Origin of the sequence: Candidatus Rhabdochlamydia sp. W815, assembly GCF_018642185.1 — a bacterium.
Lineage (GTDB): Bacteria > Chlamydiota > Chlamydiia > Chlamydiales > Rhabdochlamydiaceae > Rhabdochlamydia > Rhabdochlamydia oedothoracis.
The window spans coordinates 1-13102 of the sequence record NZ_JAAVTY010000029.1 but is presented as its reverse complement, the minus strand read 5'-3'; the positions used below and the strand labels follow the sequence as shown (position 1 = coordinate 13102).

General features: G+C 36.2%; 18 protein-coding genes and 1 pseudogene. 4 read left to right on the top strand and 15 right to left on the bottom strand.

The genetic code is table 11. The features are described 5' to 3' along the window. The 15 genes from RHOW815_RS03420 to tadA all read right to left on the bottom strand — a co-directional run. Positions 1-240 (bottom strand): helix-turn-helix domain-containing protein (locus tag RHOW815_RS03420; protein ID WP_215216950.1); only part of this gene is annotated, 240 nt, incomplete at its 3' end. Positions 241-405: 165 nt separating this feature from the next. Then, positions 406-2424, bottom strand: coding sequence for a methionine--tRNA ligase (gene metG / locus RHOW815_RS03415; protein ID WP_215216949.1), 2019 nt, complete (start codon positions 2422-2424; stop codon positions 406-408). Positions 2425-2434: 10 nt separating this feature from the next. Continuing rightward, positions 2435-2647: a hypothetical protein gene (locus RHOW815_RS03410; protein ID WP_215216948.1), complete on the bottom strand. Its 213-nt coding sequence runs from the start codon at positions 2645-2647 to the stop codon at positions 2435-2437. Positions 2648-2667: 20 nt separating this feature from the next. Then, positions 2668-3249, bottom strand: coding sequence for a guanylate kinase (gene gmk / locus RHOW815_RS03405; RefSeq protein ID WP_215216947.1), 582 nt, complete (start codon positions 3247-3249; stop codon positions 2668-2670). 13 nt (positions 3250-3262) lie between these two features. Further along, positions 3263-4141, bottom strand: a complete 879-nt coding sequence (locus RHOW815_RS03400; protein WP_215216946.1) for a YicC/YloC family endoribonuclease — start codon at positions 4139-4141, stop codon at positions 3263-3265. Between the two features lie 38 nt (positions 4142-4179). Beyond that, positions 4180-4821 (bottom strand): ribonuclease HII, encoded by a 642-nt coding sequence (rnhB, locus tag RHOW815_RS03395; RefSeq protein ID WP_245397559.1) that lies wholly within the window; start codon positions 4819-4821, stop codon positions 4180-4182. A 15-nt stretch (positions 4822-4836) separates the two neighbouring features. Beyond that, a complete protein-coding gene (rplS, locus tag RHOW815_RS03390) occupies positions 4837-5193 on the bottom strand; it encodes a 50S ribosomal protein L19 (protein ID WP_434062182.1) in 357 nt (118 codons plus the stop codon). Positions 5194-5229: 36 nt separating this feature from the next. Beyond that, positions 5230-5898, bottom strand: coding sequence for a tRNA (guanosine(37)-N1)-methyltransferase TrmD (gene trmD / locus RHOW815_RS03385; protein ID WP_215216944.1), 669 nt, complete (start codon positions 5896-5898; stop codon positions 5230-5232). Between the two features lie 11 nt (positions 5899-5909). Next, positions 5910-6245: a 30S ribosomal protein S16 gene (gene rpsP, locus RHOW815_RS03380; RefSeq protein WP_215216943.1), complete on the bottom strand. Its 336-nt coding sequence runs from the start codon at positions 6243-6245 to the stop codon at positions 5910-5912. An 18-nt stretch (positions 6246-6263) separates the two neighbouring features. Then, on the bottom strand, positions 6264-7607 hold the full coding sequence (gene ffh, locus RHOW815_RS03375; protein ID WP_215216942.1) for a signal recognition particle protein: 1344 nt from the start codon (positions 7605-7607) through the stop codon (positions 6264-6266). A gap of 49 nt (positions 7608-7656) precedes the next feature. Next, the gene (prmC, locus tag RHOW815_RS03370) at positions 7657-8508 is read right to left on the bottom strand and encodes a peptide chain release factor N(5)-glutamine methyltransferase (protein ID WP_215216941.1); all 852 of its coding nucleotides are present in this window, start codon (positions 8506-8508) and stop codon (positions 7657-7659) included. Beyond that, entirely contained in the window at positions 8505-9587 is a 1083-nt protein-coding gene (prfA, locus tag RHOW815_RS03365) for a peptide chain release factor 1 (protein ID WP_215216940.1), read from the bottom strand. The genes prmC and prfA overlap by 4 nt, the downstream gene beginning before the upstream one ends. A 25-nt stretch (positions 9588-9612) precedes the next feature. After that, entirely contained in the window at positions 9613-9936 is a 324-nt protein-coding gene (locus RHOW815_RS03360) for a type B 50S ribosomal protein L31 (protein WP_215216939.1), read from the bottom strand. A gap of 70 nt (positions 9937-10006) precedes the next feature. Beyond that, the gene (locus RHOW815_RS03355) at positions 10007-10222 is read right to left on the bottom strand and encodes a hypothetical protein (protein WP_215216938.1); all 216 of its coding nucleotides are present in this window, start codon (positions 10220-10222) and stop codon (positions 10007-10009) included. Beyond that, a complete protein-coding gene (gene tadA, locus RHOW815_RS03350; protein ID WP_350339706.1) occupies positions 10206-10685 on the bottom strand; it encodes a tRNA adenosine(34) deaminase TadA in 480 nt (159 codons plus the stop codon). Before tadA ends, RHOW815_RS03355 begins: the two co-directional genes overlap by 17 nt. A gap of 350 nt (positions 10686-11035) precedes the next feature. Between tadA and RHOW815_RS03345 the strand changes: the two genes are divergently transcribed. The 4 genes and pseudogenes from RHOW815_RS03345 to RHOW815_RS08510 form a co-directional block, all read left to right on the top strand. After that, positions 11036-11218 (top strand): hypothetical protein, encoded by a 183-nt coding sequence (locus RHOW815_RS03345; protein ID WP_215216937.1) that lies wholly within the window; start codon positions 11036-11038, stop codon positions 11216-11218. Between the two features lie 170 nt (positions 11219-11388). Beyond that, on the top strand, positions 11389-11589 hold the full coding sequence (locus RHOW815_RS03340; RefSeq protein WP_215216936.1) for a hypothetical protein: 201 nt from the start codon (positions 11389-11391) through the stop codon (positions 11587-11589). A 109-nt stretch (positions 11590-11698) separates the two neighbouring features. Further along, positions 11699-12244 (top strand): hypothetical protein, encoded by a 546-nt coding sequence (locus RHOW815_RS03335; protein WP_215216935.1) that lies wholly within the window; start codon positions 11699-11701, stop codon positions 12242-12244. Positions 12245-12952: 708 nt separating this feature from the next. Beyond that, positions 12953-13102 (top strand): annotated as a pseudogene (locus RHOW815_RS08510) (transposase); the annotation flags it as partial.

Genomic DNA, 13102 nt, shown 5'->3' with positions numbered 1-13102 from the left:
TGAAAGTTTTGATTTGCTATCGCCTCGAGGGCTACTTCCAGTTTTATTTTTGGAATCATATTCTCTGAGGTATTCCTGAACAGTGATAGGGCTTATCCGGAGTGTTTTAGCAAGATTTTTTGTTGAGATACCCTCATCATAGCCCAAAATTACACAAAGCCTATTCCGTTCAGAATAGTCTTTTGGATGCTTTAACTTGTGTTCTAAGTCAGCTCTCTGGCTAGGGGTCAGTTTTTTCATACTCAATAGCTTAACACAAAACAAAATATTTTTCTATCTGATTGAATCGGAACCACTATATACTTGGTAAGTATCTCTTATATTACCAATCATATTTAGAATAAGCTAATAGAGAACTCACAAAGAACTTTTATGTCTAAAAAAATAAAACTATTAAGGTATAAACTAGCTAATTTTTGCACCGATAGCAGCTAAAGACACTTCTAAAGGCTCAAATCCTTGCTCTGTATCTGCAGAAAATAACATCCCTTGACTTTCAATGCCCATGATTTTAGTCGGCTTTAGATTGGTAATTACCACTATTTTTTTACCGATTAAAGAGGTTAAATCGGTTATTTTTTCACCAATTCCAGAAACAATTTGCCTTTTTTCCTCTCCCAAATCTAAGGAAAGCTTTAGTAATTTTTTAGATTTAGGAACCCTCTCTACATCTATGATCTGCGCTACTCGCAGGTCTAGTTTGCGCACATCATCAATAGAAATCTCTAGATTCTTGTGGGGTAGAGTATGAGCATAAAGTTTTTTCTGTTGTTCCACAATAACCTCATCCTCTACTTTACTAAATAAAATCTTAGGCTCAGGCAAAGCTGTCCCTACAACAATGGTTGATTCTAAAACCTGATACCAATTGGCTGTTTCTAAGGAAACTTTAAACCCAAGCATGGAGAAAATCTTTTGCGCGCTTTGGGGAATAATGGGGCAAGAAATAAGCGCTAAGGCTTTAAGACATTCCAGACAACAGGAAATAGTTGTCTGCATTTGTGAAAAAGTAGATGGGCTGCGAGCTAAAATCCAAGGTTTTTTCAAATCAAAGTACACATTACCAGCTTGCGCTAATTCCATGATAAGTTGTGAAGCTTTTCTCAAATGAAAAGAGGCATAAGCTGTTTCTGTTTGCTTAACTATGTTTTTGATTTTATCCAGAAACAATCGATCTTCTTCAAGAAGTTCTAATCTAGGAGGAACTTTAGCAGAAAGCAGCTCCTTAGTAAATACAAGCACTCTATTTACCAGATTTCCATACTTACCCAAAAGCTCTACATTGCAGCGCATTTGAAAATCTTTCCAGGTAAATTCGCTATCTTGGGTTTCTGGTGCATTTGCAGCAATTGTATAACGAATCTGGTCTGCTGAAAAAGAGCAAAAAAAGGACTTAAACTCAATATACCAGCCATCTGACTTACTAAATTGTTTCTCTTCCAAATTATAAAACTCATTGGCAGGCAGCTCATCGACAAGCTTGTAAGGCTGATTCTGTCCCATAATCATTGCAGGAAAAAATAAAGCGTGAAAAGGGACGTTATCTTTGCCTATGAATTGTACAAGTTTTGTCGTAGGATCAAACCAATACTTCTTCCATTCCTCGGGTTTTCCTTGATTTTCTGCCCACTCTTTAGTAGCTGAAATATAGCCAATGGGCGCATCAAACCAAACATAGAACACTTTTCCTTGAGCATTAGGTAAAGGAACAGGTACTCCCCAATCCATATCACGAGTGATCGAACGCATCTTTAAATCTTCTACATAAGAGCTTGCAAAATGCAAAACGTTGGGTTTCCAGTCCTTAGAAATAAGCCAATCAGATAATTTTTGTTTAAAAAGATCAAAGCGCAAAAACCAATGAGTAGTAGGCTTTAATACAAGAGGCAAACCTGAAATCTTAGAAACTGGCTGTATAAGATCTGTTGCTTCATAATTTGCACCACATCTTTGACACTCATCTCCCCTTGCTTGAGAAAATTGGCATTTAGGACAAGTCCCCATTACATAGCGATCTGCTAGAAATTTGCCCTCTTTTTCTGAATAAAGCTGATTTGTTGTTTTTTCTTCAATATACCCATTATGTAATAAATCTAAAAAAAACTGCTGAGTGGTTTCTTTGTGTTTTGGCCAAGTCGTACGTGAATAATGATCAAAGGAAAAATTCAATTGAGCGAATAAACGCTGATTGATCGCATGAAATAAATCCACATGCTTTTGAGGGCTATGTTTAGCTAGCTCTGCACTTAAAGTGATTGCAATGCCATATTCATCTGATCCGCAAACATAGAGAACATCATGGCCACAAAGACGCATAAATCTGGCATAGCAATCAGCGGGAAGATAAGCCCCTGCAATATGACCAAAATGCAAAGGTCCGTTTGCATAGGGGAGCGCAGATGTAATCAAAATTTTTTGAGCCATGAAATTGCAATTATTCTTCAGAATCTAGTTGTCTTAATACTTCAATATAATCCTTTTGAGGATTGCATTTAATTTCATCGAGCAACCTTGTTAAATTTACTTCCCTACCAGAACGAATATAAAAACGCGCCAAATCAATGACTTGATTAGCTAATTCAAAATTACTTTTAAATAATCCTCGTAAATACTCATTTGTAAGAGGATGTTTAGACAGCGGTGGCATAAAAAACCTTAAGTTGAAAGTTAGCGTACACGATGTTCCTCGGCAATGACAATGCTGCGTAAAATAGCATAAGCATGCTTCAAGGAATCATTTACAATATGGTAGTCATAATAACTAATTTTTTTTAATTCTTGCTCTGCCCAAGATAACCTTCGAGCTAGAGTTTTTTTATTTTCTGTCTTACGGTTTAAGAGTCTAGATTCAAGCACTTCAAGCGAAGGAGGGCTTAAGAAAATATAAATGGCAGCAAAATTCTTTTCTTTTAGCTGTATTGCCCCTTGTGTATCAATTACTAAGAAGACATGCTTACCTCTTTTCTGCTGAGAATTTACATATTCACAGGAGGTGCCATAATTATACCCGAAGACTTTTGCATATTCAAGGAAATCCCCTTCTTTTATTTTAGATTCAAATTCTTTTTCAGAAATAAAAAAATAATCCTTTCCATCTATCTCATTAGAGCGAGGAGGGCGTGTTGTATAAGAAACGTTCTCTACGATAGAGTCAAACTCATTAGATAGCATCCGTACAAGAGTAGTTTTCCCAGTTCCTGCTGGAGCACTTAAAACAAATACAAGCCCGGTTAAAAAATTTGATAACATAGACTATGATACGTTATTCAATATTTTGAATTTGTTCTTTCATTTTTTCTAACTCGCTTTTTATATAGATTACTATAGGTATGATTTCGCTATCGCTTGCTTTACTAGCTAGAGTATTAATCTCTCGTTGCATTTCCTGCATTAAAAACTCTAGTATTTTACCAACTGCTTTTTCCGAAGAGAGTAAATAATTACGAAAATGAAAGATATGAGTCTCTAAACGCATAAGTTCTTCCGCAATATCCATTTTTTCAGCAAAAATAGCCACTTCTCTACCTGTTTTTTCTACTAAATCAGGGGAATTTGCCTGATAAGTTTTCAAAACCTCCAAAATTCTCTTACGATACCTCTCTATGGGAAGCTCTTTTTTTTGATGAATTTTTTGCAAAGCCTCTTCTATATTTTTAAGTCGATTTTGCAAATCAATCTCAAGGGCTTTACCTTCTTCGCACTTCATTCTTAATAATTGCTTTAAACCCTCTTGGGTTAGCTCAAATAAAAATGTTTTAATTTTTTCTTCTTCTGCTTGATTAAAGTAAATAGGTGGAGAAAAATGAGAGAGAACAAAAGGGAAATCAATGGTTTTATCTGGGTTATACCCTAATTCACGAGAAATATTTTCCCATTTTTCCTTAGATTCTTTTAATTGCAAAATATAATTACTATCCGAATTGATATTCTCGTGTTGCACTAAAAGACGTACAGTAATTTGCCCTCGCTCTAGCTCTTGAGCTAGCCATTTACGTAAATCGACATCAAATCGCAAAAGATCTTTAGGCAAGTATATGGCAAAATCCATTATTTTGCGATTGACTGAATGAAGCTCTAATGTATAGCGCCCATCAGAGGTAGTTTTACTGCATCGGCTATAGGCCGTCATACTCTTAATCATGGGAACATTATTATGTAAAATTCTTTGATAGAAAGCAACTATATTTGGATTTTTAGCGGAGCAAAGCTCAGACGATGAATAGGGCAAGGTCCAAAATGTTCAAGAGCTTCTAAATGTTTTTTTGTTGGATACCCTTTATGCTGCGAAAATCCATATTCAGGCCATTGCTTATGATAATCTTGCATGAGGTCATCTCGCGTTTTTTTTGCTAAAATAGAAGCTGCTGCAATGGACTGCGAAGTAGCATCTCCTTTAATGATAGCTTTACCCGGTATTGTAACTTTGGGAATAAACTGATTCCCATCAACTAAAAGATAATCAGCTGAATTCTTTAAACCAGAAAGCGCGATCCTCATTGCTTCAAATGTCGCCTGAAGAATATTTATGCGATCAATGACCTCTGCAGAAACTATCCCCATTGCATAATCAATTCCATCGAGTTTGATGATTGCTGCAAAAATAGTAGATCTTTCAGCAGCTGTTAGTTTTTTACTATCATCGACTCCACAGATAAGAATATTTTTGGGTAAAACGCAGGCAGCAGCTACAACAGGTCCCGCCAGGGGGCCTCTTCCTGCTTCATCAACTCCTGCTAACCGAGCGTACCCTTGTTTATATAAAGCACGCTCATACCTTGTCATTCTCTCAAGTCGATTATATTCGCTTTGAGGAGTCATCATAAAAAGATAAAGCCTTTAGCTTTTAGATGGAGCTTTATATATCCGTTCTTTTACTTTTATCGCCTTACCCGATTTACCGCGGAAGTTATATAACTTCGCCCTACGCACACTACCTTTTTTCATCACTTCAATTTTATTGATTCGTGGACTATGCAAGAGAAATACCCTTTCTATTCCACTTGAAGAATATCGATAAAGAGTAAATGTTTCTGAAATACCGGCTCCCTTACGAGCTATGACAATTCCTTCAAAAGCCTGAATTCTTTCTTTTTCTCCTTCTATAATGCGTTGGTGCACACGAACCGTATCACCTACACAAAACACAGGAAGATCGGTTTTTAACTGATCTTCATCGATTGATTGTATTAACATATCTTGAATCATTGTATTTCCTTTTCAACTAAATAATTATTGCTTATCCGCCCAAGGCATATCATTTTGTTTCTTTCTTGCCTTTTCTTTCCATCTTCGAGCTTCAGCGTGATTACCGCTCAAAAGAACTTTAGGCACACACTTTCCTTCAAATATCCCAGGTCTTGTAAAACATGGTCCTTCGCAAATTCCATCTTCTTGAAATGATTCATCTAGCAAAGAATCTTCGTTTCCTAAAACACCAGGAATAAATCGTACAACTGCGTCTACAAGAACAATAGATGCTAAACAGCCATTGGTAAGAATATAATTTCCAATGCTAATCTCTTCATTTACTTGCGTTTCAATCACTCTCTGATCAATCCCTTCATAATGTCCACAGATACACACCAAGTGAGGATAAGCAGCTAACCTCTGGCAGGTTTTTACGTCTAATAGTTTTCCTTGAGGAGAGAGGTAAATCACATGAGTATTTTCTTTTTTTACACTATGAACCGCTCTAGTTACAGGACCTGGCATTAAAACCATTCCAGGGCCACCACCATAAGGACGATCATCTACTTTTTTCCACCTGCCTTCACCAAAATCGCGAATATTTATGAGATTGATATGTATAAGCCCTATTTCCTGAGCTTTTTTCAAAATACTTACTTTAAAAGGACCTTCAAAATATTCAGGAAAAAGAGAAAGAATATCAATCTGCATAATATAAAACTTTAAGCAGCTGGTACATGTTGCTTTTTTCTAGTTCTTCTTTTCTTAGCTTGTTTGACAAGGCGAGCTTGCTCTTTTAAACGAATCTCTCTCATTAGTTCAGGAAGAGCACGCGCAACTAAAGCTTCGGCATCGGGGGTAAACTGCGCTCCCTGATCGATCCAATACTTAATTCTTGTCTCATCTAATAGACAATTATTTGTTGCTTTAGAAGGATCATACCAACCAAATTTCTCAATATATTTGCCATCACGTCTTTCTCGTCCATCTGCTAATATTAGACGATAGGTTCGCCTATTTGCAGATCCTTGTTGCCTAAAACGAATTTTTAATGCCATAAGGTTCCTCTGTATTCTTTAAAATTTCCATCCTTTAAAAGAAGATGGGATTTTGTTTTTTGCCATTTTTTGTTTTAAGCTTGGCATGTCTTTAAAGATATGTTTCAATCTTTTATGTTCTTTAATCATGCGGTTCACTTCATCGATAGAATTTCCACTCCCATCTGCAATTCTTCTTCTTCGACTAGGCACTAATTCCACTTTTTCCAAGCGTTCTTTTTTTGTCATAGAAGAAATAATCGCAGATCGACGAACAAACTCTTTTTCATCAAAATCCATATTTGCAAGCTCTGCCCCACCTGGGAGCATTTTTAATAAGCCTTTAAGGGGTCCCATACTATTGAGCAGCTTCATTTGTTTTAAAAGGTCATCGTAGGTGAAAGAACCTTTTAACATTTTTTTTTCTAGGGTTTTCACTTCTTCTTTACTTGTGATCTCTTCAGCCTTACGCACGAGATTAATTACATCTCCCATCCCTAAGATTCGATCTGCCATGGAATGTGGATTAAACAGCTGTAGATCGCTAACTTTTTCTCCAATCCCTTCGAATTTTAAAGGCTTTTTTGTTACCTCTTGAATGGAAATAGCAGCTCCTGCTCGTGAACTACCATCCAACATAGTTAAGATAGTTCCAGTAATCTGCACATGCTTATCAAACTCTAAAGCTGTTTTTACAGCATCTTGCCCAGTAGCTGCATTTGCTACAAAAAGTATTTCCTGTGGTTTAACGACCTGTTTAATTTCTATAAGCTGTTGCATTAATTCTTCATCGATATGTAGCCGTCCTGCTGTATCAATGATGAGAACATCAAATCCTTCTAAAACAGCTTTTTCTTTTGCAGCTTTTGCTACTTCAATAGGATTCATTTCTTGATTCAAGACAACAACTGGAACTTCTATCTCAGTTGCAAGTTTTTTAAGTTGTTCCACTGCAGCAGGTCTTTGTAAATCACAAGCAGCTAAAAGGACCTTCTTATTGGGATGTTTTTTTCTTAAGTAATAAGCTAATTTTGCACATTGTGTTGTTTTGCCTGAACCCTGGAGCCCACATAACATAATAACCGTTGGTTTTTCTTGCAATGCAAGGGGATTTTCTTGTTGTCCCATAAACAAAACAAGCTCATCATGTACAAGTTTAATGAACTGCTCACTAGCAGAAAGTGCTTTGAGTACATCTTTTCCAAGAGCCTTTTCTTGGATCTTTTTAACTAAGCTTCCTGCAACAGAGTAGTTTACATCTGCGTCCAAAAGAGCCATTCTCACTTGTCTTACGGCATCGGTTATATTATCTTCTGTTAAGGTTTTTTTCCCTTTTAGAGAAGCAATAATCCCTTGAAACTTTTGGGTTAGCGAATCAAACATGTTCTACACCATATACACCAAAAAAATACTGCCTTTTAGGATAAGCGGATTAAGATTCAAATTCAAGGAAAAAGAAACGATCATGGCCACTCAAATCTTTTTCTATAAGAACCCGTGTCCAAGACGGGCTAGCAAATAATTCTTTTATTTTTTGCCCTTGGGTAGCTCCTATTTCTAAATAAACCTTAGCACCTTGATTTAAAAACTGGGGTAATTGCTGACTCAAAAGACGATAAAAAGCCAGACCGTTTTCTTCTGCTACAAAAGCCTGTTTTGGCTCAAATCCTTTTACGCTAAGATCTAATGTTTCATACTCAGATAAAGAAACATAAGGGGGATTACAAATCACAAGGTCTACTTTTTTTCCTTCAAATGGCTTTAGAAAATCCCCTAATAAAACCTCTACTTCTACTTGGTTTTGCTTGGCATTTAAAGAAGCTACATGTAAAGCATCGGGACAAAGATCGGAAAGAGTTATATTCATAAATGGAAATCTTTTTTTTAGGCCGACACCTAAACAACCGGATCCTGTACAAATATCCCAGGCAATTTGCGGTTTTTTTTCTTCTAGCTCGATTTCTCGGCAAATGTGATCTAATAAGATTTCTGTTTCTGGGCGAGGAATCAAAACAAAAGGATTCAAAGAAAAAAGACAGTTGTAAAACTCAATCCGTCCTAAAATATATTCTATAGGCTCTTTTAAAGATAAGCGCTTAACCAAGGAGCAAAAATGCTCGAGTTCTTTTTCTTCTAAAGGCAAGTCAAATTGCAGATAAAGATCTAAGCGAGATTTTTTCAATACAAAAGCTAGAAGGTCTTCCGCAGAGCGCTTGGCTTGTACAATTTCTTTTTGTTGCAAAAATTGTGTTGCTATTTGTAAAACTTCGCCTAAGGATCTCATGAAAATTGATTTCCAACAATCTCGAGTTTCTTCTGATAAAAATAAGCAATCAAAGCATTAATAATCTCATTAAGGTCCCCTTCCATAATTAAATGAAGTTTATAAAGGGTTAAATCAATCCGATGATCGGTTACGCGATTTTGAGGGAAATTGTAGGTGCGAATTCTTCCTGAACGATCCCCTGTTCCTACTTGAGAGGCTCGAAGAGAAGCCATTTCCGATTCTGCTTTCAATTTTTTTCTTTCTGCAAGTTTAGCAACTAAAAGACGTTTTGCTTTATCTTTATTTTTATGCTGGCTACGCTCTTCTTGACAAGTAGCAACAAGTCCGGTTGGAACATGAGTAATGCGCACAGCAGAATCTGTGGTATTTACATGCTGACCACCAGCTCCTGAAGCTCGATATGTATCGATTTTAAGATCCTTCTCATCTAAAACAATTTTTTCACTCTCATCCGGCTCAACTAAAATTGCAAGAGTAACCGCTGATGTGTGCACTCGCCCCTGCGCTTCGGTTTTAGGAACTCTCTGAACGCGATGTGTTCCTGCCTCGTATTGCAAACATCTATACACATTATGACCAGAGAGAACCATGAAATATTCTTTAAATCCGCCCATCTCAGATGGAGTACAAGACAAAAGCTCATGCTTCCAGCCTTTAAAATCTGCGTATAATTTATACATTCTAACGCAGTCTCCGACAAAAATAGCTGCTTCATCGCCTCCTGTACCAGCCCGGACTTCTAAAATGACATTACGACTATCAAGAGGATCAGGAGGGATCAATAAATGATTTAAATCAGAAGTAGAAACAGAAATTTTTTTCTCCAATTCCTCTATTTCTTGTCGAATATAATCTGCAAAAACAAGATCTTTCTCTTCTTTTAACAAATTTTGATTTTCTTCTAGCTGTCTTTGCAGATCTTCACAAAGAAGCCATTTATCTTTTATCTCTAATAGATAAGAATGCTCTTGCGCAAGCTCTTGGTAACGTTTTTGATCAGAGAGCACATCTGCTTGAGCCAGTAATTCTTCTACTTGTTCAAATCGAAAAAGAAGCTTACCTATCTGCTCTTGCATATGCTACCTAATTGCTTTTTTAAGTTTATTTTGTTTTTTTACGGCTGGTTTTTTTACCGACCTTATTCTCAACGAGCTCCTCTACAGTCTCTTCTTGCTTTTGTTTTACCTTTTTAGCATATCGATTAACAAATCGACCTACTCTGCCTTCGGAATCAACTAATTTTTTGTCTTTTGTGAAAAATGGATGAGATGCAGAAGTGATAGGAGCTCTGTATACAGGATATTCCTTTCCTTCATAGACTTGTCTTTCCTTGGTCTGCAGAGTGCTACCGCAAACGAAGGAAAATCCAGTTGCAGAATCAACAAATAGGACTTCTTGATAGATAGGGTGGCCTTTCTTTTTCATAATAACTCCTTAAGAGAAAAATAGGTTTTGATCATGTAATTTAATCGCTTTTTCATTTAAAAACAAGAATTTAAGAGCTCTGAGCTAAAGATAAGTAGGCCATACGAGCTGTTAGCAGTCCCTCAAGCACACCTTCTTCATATCGAAAATGGGGATGAAGCTCGAGGTTAGGAAAGTCGTTGGGTTGCAACAGGTCATCTTCGATAATCCCAGGAACAATTCTTTGCGCACAAACAAGTAATCTTTTTTTTTGAAATCTTATTAAATCATCAAAAACACTTTCCATGTCTTTCCTTTCTCCTCTGTTTAAAAAAATGAATCATAATCTCTGAACATTCTTGCTCTAGAACACCAGCGGTTATCCTAATTTGGTGAAAAGGATGTTTTAAAGAAAATAAGTTTACAAAGCTTCCATTAGCTCCACAGCGCTTATAAGGAGTTCCCCATACAAGACGAGCAACACGAGCTTGTAACAAAGCTCCAGCACACATAGAACAAGGTTCTAAAGTAGAATAAAGAGTGGCTTGCAAAAGCCGCCAATTTTTGAGCTTTCTTGAAGCTTTTTGTAAACAAATGATTTCTGCATGCTGAGTTGGGTCTGATTTACCTTCTGTCTGATTATGGCCTCGCGCAATAATTTGGTCATTTAATACAAGCACAGCACCTACAGGAACTTCTTGTTTTCTGTAGGCCTTTTTCGCCTCTATCAGCGCTTTTTGCATAAATTTAATATCGCTTTCCACAAAAATCTAAAAGCTTTAAGCAGTAGGGTAAAACCATTTAAGAACACTCAAATATCAAGGTTTTAATATAAAAATTCTAGCTGTAAAAATTTCTTAAATCAATATATAGTAGTGCCGATTCAAACGGCTAGCTTAATGGGGTTCAAGTCAACGACTTGAAACTTGTCGTTAATCCTACATTTCAAAACATCTGTTAGTTTCGGTATCTCTTATAAGAAGAATCCTCTAATTGCCTGAAAAAAAGTCATCGACGTTTCGTAATATCGATTGTATACTGAAATGCATTAGAAAAAAGACTTTTCAAACACTAAATTCATTGAATTTTTCTCATTGATTGAGTTATAAATCTTACATCTATGCAACCTGAAGCGAACTTTTTAACAAGAAACCAAAAAGACATCCTCAAGGCTCGTCATCGCCATGAACGGGATAAAAGGCTACGCGATAGAATCAAATCTATTTTATTGTTAGATGAAGGGTGGACATACCCACAAGTAGCACATGCTTTACTCCTAGATGAGGATACGATAAGGCGTTGATATAAAACTTATTTAGAAGGTGGCAAAGAAGCCTTGCTGAATTTGAACTATGCAGGAAAAGCATGCCGGCTCAATCAAGGCCAACTTAAACAACTAAAAATCTATGTAAAAGAAGAAGCTCCCAGTTCAGCTAAACAAGTTGTCAATTTTGCCAAAGACCACTTTGGAATATGTTATACACCATCAGCTATGGTTTCTTTATTGCAGCAGATAACCTTAAATTTACACCTGCACAAGTTATTCCCATTGGAGATTGTAACGCAGGTATTGGGTGCTGTGATAGTGGTAGTCTTAGGTATGCTAATCATAATTCCATTGGGGTTGTGCTAAAAGCTGGTAAAAACTCTCCAGCTGGTGTAATAAGGAGATAAGATCTATTGGGAGCTTAGCGGAAATGACCTTTGAGATTTTACGTTTATGTTGCAAGAAATTAAAATATTTTTTATTTTTGAATGCCTTAAACTAAAAAAGGGAGTAAATATGAGAAGATCAATTGAGAACTTTTATGCTAGAGGCTCTGCCAATATAAACAATCTCTGGTACGAGGACGGTTCTTTTTCTGTTCAAAGAGGAAATGAAAGCCCCTTTAGAATCTCTAAAGATAATATAGATAAAAATTTGCGAGGAATCTCCCCCAAGCAAATTGAAAAAATCAACAAGATCGGATACTTTACCATATTCGAAAGTCTAGGATCTTGTGAAAATTATTCCATTAATTATACGTACAGACTTCTTGGCGGAGGAAACGGCTCTTCTCATGAAAGCAATGCTAGCAATGATTCTCCTAACAACAATAGCTCTTCCAATAGCAATGATTATGCCTGTACGCATAATGATAGACCTGGGGTTTCTATTGCTGATATCGCAGAGCACGCTGGTAATTTGAACTTTGGAAGTGCTGGAAGAGATGTAATGGACCTTGTATCTGGTCATGAATCTTTCGGTGGGTTTAATCAAGCACCAAGCTCTGGAAGTGAATCCAGTTCTTCAAATTCAAGCTCTGCAGATACGTCAAAAACAGGATAATTATCAGTGTTGAAAAATATAATAGAGATTTTTACGGGATCTTTGGTAATTTTATTTTTTGCTTTCTTTAGAGTTGGAATATCCGCTTTTCTTTTGGAGTGGTCTTGGTCAAGGCTAAGAAAAGAGAAGATTACATTTAGAGGTTTCATTACATTTTTTATTTTTTGCCTAGGAATAGGAATCCTATTATGGTCTAAATGCGAGTGTAAATAAGTGGAAATTTCTATACACTTTGTTTGATTCATTATGAACTGGGATATTCAATAGCATTTCATTTTCAAAGCATCTTGGGAAGATGAGCCAAATATCTAGAAAAAATTTAGGGCACAGCCTGAGATATATAGAAGTGCCGATTCAAACGGCTAACTTAATGGGGTTCAAGTCAACGACTTGAAACTTGTCGTTAATCCTACATTTCAAAACATCTGTTAGTTTCGGTATCTCTTCTAAGCGCCTGTTTAAAATCTTTTCAGTAAGGTATAATGATGGTTTTCATAAAACCTTTGGAGGTAATTATGACCCGCTCTTATCCAAGCGATATCTCTCGTAACCAATTTAGCAAAATCCATCTAATATACTAGTTTGATTTCAAATTAAGAATTGCATAAATAGATTTTTTTAAAAAAACTACTCTATCTTCCAAGAAGATGTTATCTTTTGTATAAAAATGTTTATATATTCAAACTCTTAATTTAAATGTAAACGAGTATACTTGAGTCTACACGCAAAAAAACACGTCCACGAATAGTTGATCTATAGGATATTTTTTGTGGAATTTTGTACATTTTAAAAAGTGGTTGCCAGTGGCGTATGTTACCCATAGAATATCCTAAATGGGAATTATGTTATTATTATTTC

Excerpts from the sequence above, each read along its gene's own strand:
- rnhB (WP_245397559.1), bottom strand. The coding sequence starts at position 4,821 with ATGATGACTCCTCAAAGCGAATATAATCGACTTGAGAGAATGACAAGG.
- prfA (WP_215216940.1), bottom strand. The coding sequence starts at position 9,587 with ATGCAAGAGCAGATAGGTAAGCTTCTTTTTCGATTTGAACAAGTAGAA.
- RHOW815_RS03335 (WP_215216935.1), top strand. The coding sequence starts at position 11,699 with ATGAGAAGATCAATTGAGAACTTTTATGCTAGAGGCTCTGCCAATATA.
- rplS (WP_434062182.1), bottom strand. The coding sequence starts at position 5,193 with ATGTTAATACAATCAATCGATGAAGATCAGTTAAAAACCGATCTTCCT.
- metG (WP_215216949.1), bottom strand. The coding sequence starts at position 2,424 with ATGGCTCAAAAAATTTTGATTACATCTGCGCTCCCCTATGCAAACGGA.
- RHOW815_RS03360 (WP_215216939.1), bottom strand. The coding sequence starts at position 9,936 with ATGAAAAAGAAAGGCCACCCTATCTATCAAGAAGTCCTATTTGTTGAT.
- ffh (WP_215216942.1), bottom strand. The coding sequence starts at position 7,607 with ATGTTTGATTCGCTAACCCAAAAGTTTCAAGGGATTATTGCTTCTCTA.
- RHOW815_RS03355 (WP_215216938.1), bottom strand. The coding sequence starts at position 10,222 with ATGGAAAGTGTTTTTGATGATTTAATAAGATTTCAAAAAAAAAGATTA.
- prmC (WP_215216941.1), bottom strand. The coding sequence starts at position 8,508 with ATGAGATCCTTAGGCGAAGTTTTACAAATAGCAACACAATTTTTGCAA.
- RHOW815_RS03400 (WP_215216946.1), bottom strand. The coding sequence starts at position 4,141 with ATGATTAAGAGTATGACGGCCTATAGCCGATGCAGTAAAACTACCTCT.
- RHOW815_RS03340 (WP_215216936.1), top strand. The coding sequence starts at position 11,389 with ATGTTATACACCATCAGCTATGGTTTCTTTATTGCAGCAGATAACCTT.
- RHOW815_RS03410 (WP_215216948.1), bottom strand. The coding sequence starts at position 2,647 with ATGCCACCGCTGTCTAAACATCCTCTTACAAATGAGTATTTACGAGGA.
- RHOW815_RS03345 (WP_215216937.1), top strand. The coding sequence starts at position 11,036 with ATGCAACCTGAAGCGAACTTTTTAACAAGAAACCAAAAAGACATCCTC.
- rpsP (WP_215216943.1), bottom strand. The coding sequence starts at position 6,245 with ATGGCATTAAAAATTCGTTTTAGGCAACAAGGATCTGCAAATAGGCGA.
- trmD (WP_215216944.1), bottom strand. The coding sequence starts at position 5,898 with ATGCAGATTGATATTCTTTCTCTTTTTCCTGAATATTTTGAAGGTCCT.
- gmk (WP_215216947.1), bottom strand. The coding sequence starts at position 3,249 with ATGTTATCAAATTTTTTAACCGGGCTTGTATTTGTTTTAAGTGCTCCA.